Annotated in this window: 2 protein-coding genes; both read right to left on the bottom strand. The window is 47.5% G+C overall.

The features are described from left to right. Positions 1–2,751: DNA-directed RNA polymerase subunit beta' (locus tag HMPREF3190_RS07195; protein WP_082715030.1), on the bottom strand; the 2,751-nt coding region annotated here is incomplete at its 3' end. After that, complete coding sequence (gene rpoB, locus HMPREF3190_RS00635; protein WP_066779236.1) at positions 2,751–6,257, bottom strand: DNA-directed RNA polymerase subunit beta; 3,507 nt, start codon at positions 6,255–6,257, stop codon at positions 2,751–2,753. The genes rpoB and HMPREF3190_RS07195, both read right to left, overlap by 1 nt. Positions 6,258–6,478: the final 221 nt, after the last annotated feature.

Below are 6,478 nucleotides of genomic sequence, written 5' to 3'. Positions count from 1 at the left end.
TTCACCATCAGGCGCAACAACGTCCTCAAGCAAGCAGCGGCCAACCAAGTTTTCATCAACTTCACCTTTTGCATTGTGAAGCTCATACAAAACTCCATCGCTTGTGCCGCAATCGATTTCGCGAATAATAACGTCTTGCGCAACGTCAACCAAACGGCGTGTAAGATATCCAGAGTCTGCGGTACGCAATGCAGTATCTGCCAAACCTTTACGCGCGCCGTGCGTTGAAATAAAGTATTCCAACACGCTTAAGCCTTCGCGGAAGTTAGCTTTAATAGGACGGTCGATAATCTCACCTTTCGGGTCGGACATAAGACCGCGCATACCTGCAAGCTGACGAATTTGCTTGATATTACCACGAGCTCCAGAGAATGCCATCATGTAGATGGGGTTAAAGCGATCGAAGTTCTCGGCCATCGCTTCGCCCACTTCTTCGTTAGCTTCGTTCCAAATATCAACAATATTGCCGTGACGCTCGTCATAAGACAGCAAGCCCCACTCGTAATTGTCGTCGATAAATGCAACCTTTTCATCGGCAGCTGCAAGAATTTCCTTCTTTTTCGGAGGAATCGTAGCGTCATACACCGAAACGGTAACACCTGCTCGCGTAGCATAATGGAAGCCAGCGCTCTTCAAACCATCAAGAATAGATGGCACTTCAGAGTCGGAATAGGTGTTGCACACATCTTGCACTAAGCGACTGATTTCGTTCTTGTTCATAACGTAGTTCAAGAACGGATAATCATCAGGCAACACGTCGTTAAACGTAATACGGCCGATGGTGGTTTCCAAGCGCTGACCAGCCTTATAGTCCTCGAAGGTGTTGAAGGCGGTTGCCACTTTTGTATCGCGCGTAAGGCGAACAAAAATTTTCGACTGCAAATCGACATCGGCGCGTGCATCATACGCAGCGCGTGCATCAGCGAAATCGATAAAGGCGCGGCCTTCGCCAGGGAAGCCATCACGCGCAGCGGTAAGGTAGTACAAACCGATAATCATATCCTGCGTTGGAACCGTTAAAGGGCGTCCATGTGCAGGTGATTTAATGTTGTTTGTCGACAGCATCAACACGCGTGCTTCTGCTTGTGCAGAAGATGAAAGTGGCACGTGAACAGCCATTTGGTCACCGTCAAAGTCGGCATTAAATGCCGTACATACCAACGGATGAAGCTTAATTGCCTTTCCTTCTACCAGTACTGGTTCAAATGCTTGAATACCTAAGCGGTGCAGCGTAGGTGCGCGGTTAAGCAGTACAGGATGTTCGCGAATAACTTCTTCCAAAACGTCCCAAACTTGCTCGCGGCCTTCGTTAATCGCGTTTTCTGCGCCTTTTACATTTTCAGAAATTCCCAGTTCAATTAAGCGTTTTTTCACGAAGGGCTTGAACAGCTCAAGCGCCATCGCACTTGGCAAGCCGCATTGATGCATTTTCAGTTCAGGGCCAACTACAATTACAGAACGGCCTGAATAGTCGACGCGCTTACCCAGCAAGTTTTGACGGAAGCGTCCTTGCTTACCTTTAAGCGTGTCGGAAAGCGACTTCAGCGGGCGATTGCCAGGACCAGTTACCGGGCGTCCGCGGCGTCCATTGTCAAACAGCGAGTCAACTGCTTCTTGCAGCATGCGCTTTTCGTTATTTACGATAATTTCAGGCGCACCTAAATCAAGCAAGCGCTTCAAACGGTTATTACGATTGATAACGCGGCGATACAAGTCGTTCAAATCACTTGTTGCAAAACGACCACCGTCAAGTTGCACCATAGGACGCAAATCGGGCGGAATAACAGGAATAACATCAAGAATCATGTTAGAAGGGTTATTGCCCGACTTCAAAAACGCATCAACAACTTTCAAGCGCTTAATTGCCTTTGCACGCTTTTGACCTTTTGCGCTTGCGATAACTTCAACCAGCTGCTCGGATGTTTCTTTAAGATTGATAGCATCAAGCAAGTCGCGTACTGCCTCAGCACCCATGCCGCCTTTGAAATAGTCGCTGTAATTTGTGCGCATTTCGCGATAGAGCGCTTCATCAGAAAGCAGCTGTTTTGGTTCGATGTGCTGGAACGTTTCAAAGGCATCTTGACGCAAAGCCTTACGCTCGTTGAACTCGTCATACACATCAGCAATTTCAGATTCTACTTCTTCAGGGCTCAGTAAGTCGTCTTGATCGATATCATCGACAAACTCATCTTCTGCAGGAACGTAATCAGTGGAATGACGACGCAAGTCTTCGATTACTTTATCGCGCTCGTTATCGAGCTCTTCAAGATCGGCAGCAAGCTCATCACGAAGCTCATCGAGGTCTTCCTCACGGGCAGCTTTATCGACTGATGTAATAATTGAACTGGCAAAATACAGAACTTTTTCCAGATCTTTCGGCGTAATATCAAGCAAATAGCCCAAGCGTGACGGCGTACCTTTGAAATACCAGATATGACTTACCGGAGCTGCAAGCTCAATATGTCCCATACGTTCACGACGTACTTTCGCGCGCGTAACTTCTACACCGCAGCGCTCGCAGACAATACCCTTAAAACGAACGCGCTTATACTTGCCGCACGCACATTCCCAATCTTTGGTAGGTCCAAAAATCTTTTCGCAGTACAAACCATCTTTTTCTGGTTTCAAAGTACGGTAGTTAATAGTTTCAGGTTTCTTTACTTCTCCTCGCGACCAATCGCGAATGTTTTCGGCACTGGCGAGAGAAATACGAATGGCATCAAAATTAGTAATATCGAAATCCGCTGACATTATCGCTCCTCTCCGCTGTGATTATCAGGTGTATCAATCAAAAGATTATCCAGTCCTTCGGCAACGTCATCTAACATGCTTGTATGCTCGCTGTGCGCATCATCGGTAGCGCTTTCGCTATCGCTTTGCTGCGCAGACGTACTACTTACGCTACCCTCTTCTGTAGCAGGCGCGTCATCGTCTTCTTTCTCAAGTTCAACATCCAAACACAAGGAACGCATTTCCTTAACGAGCACCTTAAACGATTCAGGCACTTCAGGAGCTGGAATATTGCGTCCATCAAGAATTGCTTCATACGATTGATTACGTCCAACCGTATCGTCCGACTTAATCGTAAGAATTTCTTGCAATACATTTGAAGCACCGTACGCATACAGCGCCCATACTTCCATCTCACCGAAACGCTGGCCGCCGAATTGGGCTTTTCCTCCAAGCGGCTGCTGTGTGATAAGTGAGTATGGACCCGTTGAACGCGCGTGGATTTTATCGTCAACCATGTGGCCTAACTTCAAAATGTAGGTTTGACCAACCGTAATAGGCTCGCGGAACTTCTCGCCCGTACGGCCGTCATACAACCACGTTTTACCAGTACGCGAAAGCTGCGGAACAAATTCATCGCGCGCAAGATCGCCAAAACGTTTGTGGTTCAAATTGATGAGGTTGCGGTTTGCATGCTCAATAGCATTTGAAATTTCGTCTTCGTTTGCGCCGTCGAATACTGGCGTTGAAACATACAGCGGGCCTTCGACCACTTCGTCGGTTTTTTCCTTGTCTGACCAGCCCCATTTAGCTGCCCAGCCCAAGTGGTTTTCAAGCAACTGACCAACATTCATACGCGAAGGAACACCCAGCGGGTTCAAAATAACGTCGATAGGCGTACCATCTGCCATATAAGGCATGTCTTCAACAGGCAATACACGCGAGATAACACCCTTGTTACCGTGACGACCAGAAAGTTTGTCACCCTGTTGCACTTTACGCTTTTGTGCAACATACACGCGGATAAGCTCATTTACGCCAGGCGCCAATTCGTCGCCGTTTTCACGCGAGAAGCGGTTAATGCCAATAACGCGTCCGCCCGCACCGTGAGGCACTTTCAGCGACGTATCGCGTACTTCACGTGCCTTTTCACCAAAAATGGCGCGCAGCAAGCGCTCTTCGGCTGTAAGCTCGGTTTCACCTTTTGGCGTTACTTTACCAACCAAAATGTCATCGGGTCCCACTTCAGCACCGATGCGAATAATACCGTCTGCATCCAAATGCGCTGCTTTCGACTCTTTGACGTTCGGAATTTCACGTGTAATTTCCTCAGGGCCTAATTTCGTGTCGCGCGCATCAATTTCATACTCTGAAATGTGAATAGATGTAAGCAAATCTTCAGACACAACGCGTTCAGAAACAATAATAGCGTCCTCGTAGTTGTAACCTTCCCACGGCATGTATGCAATCATCAGGTTTTGGCCAAGCGCAAGCTCGCCGCCATCGCATGACGGACCATCAGCAAGCACGTCACCTGCTTCAACGCGATCACCCTTACGCACCAGCGGACGATGGTTAATGCAACCACTTTGATTTGAGCGCTGGAATTTTGGAATAAGGCACTCATCGTATTCGCCATCGTCATTGAGGATGATGATCGTTTGACCGTCAACGTAATCAACAACGCCAGGGTTTTGTGCAACGAGAATTTCACCCGAGTCAACAGCAATGCGATGTTCGATACCCGTACCAACTAAAGGCGCAGTTGGACGCAGCAGCGGCACTGCTTGACGCTGCATGTTTGAACCCATAAGCGCGCGGTTTGCGTCGTCGTGTTCCAAAAACGGAATAAGCGATGTTGCAACTGATGTTATCTGACGTGGAGAAACGTCCATGTAGTTCACGTTTTCAGGCGGAACTTCGCCCGGCTCACCAAACACGCCCGATGCATCTTTCATGCGGCACAAAATACGTTTCGAAGGAACAAATTCGCCTTTTTCGTTGCGCGTGCCAAACACGCGGGTATCAGGGTCGAATGCCTCGTTTGCCTGAGCAATGACGTAGTTTTCTTCTTCATCAGCAGTAAGATAATCAATGTCATCGGTTACTTTGCCATCAACAACGCGACGATACGGCGACTCAATAAAGCCGTACTTGTTAACGCGCGCATATGTAGCAAGCGAACCGATAAGACCAATGTTTGGACCTTCAGGCGTTTCAATAGGACACATGCGCCCATAGTGCGAATTGTGAACGTCACGCACTTCAAAGCCAGCGCGTTCACGCGACAAACCACCAGGTCCAAGGGCTGACAAACGGCGCTTGTGTGTAATGCCAGCCGCAGGGTTCGTTTGATCCATAAATTGCGAAAGCTGTGATGAACCAAAGAATTCCTTGATAGATGCCACAATCGGGCGAATGTTAATAAGCGATTGCGAAGTTACGCTATCTGATTCCTGAACACCCATGCGCTCGCGAACCACGCGCTCCATACGCGAAAGACCAATACGGAACTGGTTTTGGATAAGTTCACCAACGGTGCGAATACGCCTGTTCCCAAAGTGGTCAATATCATCGGTTGTATAGCCTGATTGCCCATCGTGCAGCGCAATAATGTACTTCATCGTGCGCAAAATATCTTCGTGAGTAAGCGTGGATGCTGTTTCACTTTGGTCAAGTTTGAGCTTTTTGTTGATTTTGTAACGTCCAACAGCAGCTAAGTCGTAGCGGACAGGGTTAAAGAACAAACCGTCAAGTAAGCTTGACGCAGAATCAATGGTAGGAGGCTCACCAGGACGGAAGCGCTTGTACAACTCGATAAGCGACTCATCGCGCGTGGTAGCAGGATCGCGATCGAGCGTACGCAACACCATGTCAGATGAACCTAAAAGCTCGATAATCTCTTCGCGCGTTTCAGCAAGACCAAGAGCACGTACCAGCAAGGTAGCAGGCTGTTTACGCTTACGATCAATACGAACATGCAACACATCGCGCTTATCGGTTTCAAATTCAAGCCACGCGCCGCGACTAGGAATGATTTTTGCGCCATAAATAGTACGCGATGATGTTTTATCTGCCTCACTTGAGAAATACACGCCAGGTGAACGGACTAACTGAGACACAACAACGCGCTCAGTACCATTGATAATAAAGGTACCACGCGGTGTCATCAGAGGAAAATCGCCCATAAAGACGTCTTCTTCAGTTTTCTCGTTTTCTTTGTTCGTTAAGCTTACGCGCGCATACAGTGACGCCTGATAGGAAACGTCTTTTTCTTTGCACTCATCAACGGAATGTTTAGGCTCGCCAAAGCGATGTCCTAAAAATTCAACTTTCATGTCCTTCGCAGAATTTTCGATAGGACTAATGCTTGCAAATGCTTGATCGATACCTTCAGTAGTAAACCACTTAAAGCTTTCAGTTTGGATGGCAATAAGATTAGGCACATCCATAACGCTTGGAATTTTTGCAAAGCTTCTGCGGCTTCTGTATCGGCTGGTAAAATTAGGATTTTGTCCTTGAGCCACGAGGTTTCTCCTCCTTTAGTTGCACCTTTGATTCTGTAAAAAGTACAGTTTTACAGAATATAATGTAAAAAGATGAAGGTCAAGAAAAACTTTTTCAAAGTATGTAATTTATCTGTTTTTGAAGGACGATGCGCGCGAACGCAAAAGACAGCAGCTCGCACAAATGCAAAGGAGCACCACCGCGCGCGGCTCAAAAATGCTACTAGAAACAGTTAGCATAC

This window comes from Umbribacter vaginalis, assembly GCA_001552935.1.
GTDB lineage: Bacteria > Actinomycetota > Coriobacteriia > Coriobacteriales > Eggerthellaceae > Berryella > Berryella vaginalis.
This window is presented reverse-complemented; position numbering and strand designations above follow the sequence as displayed.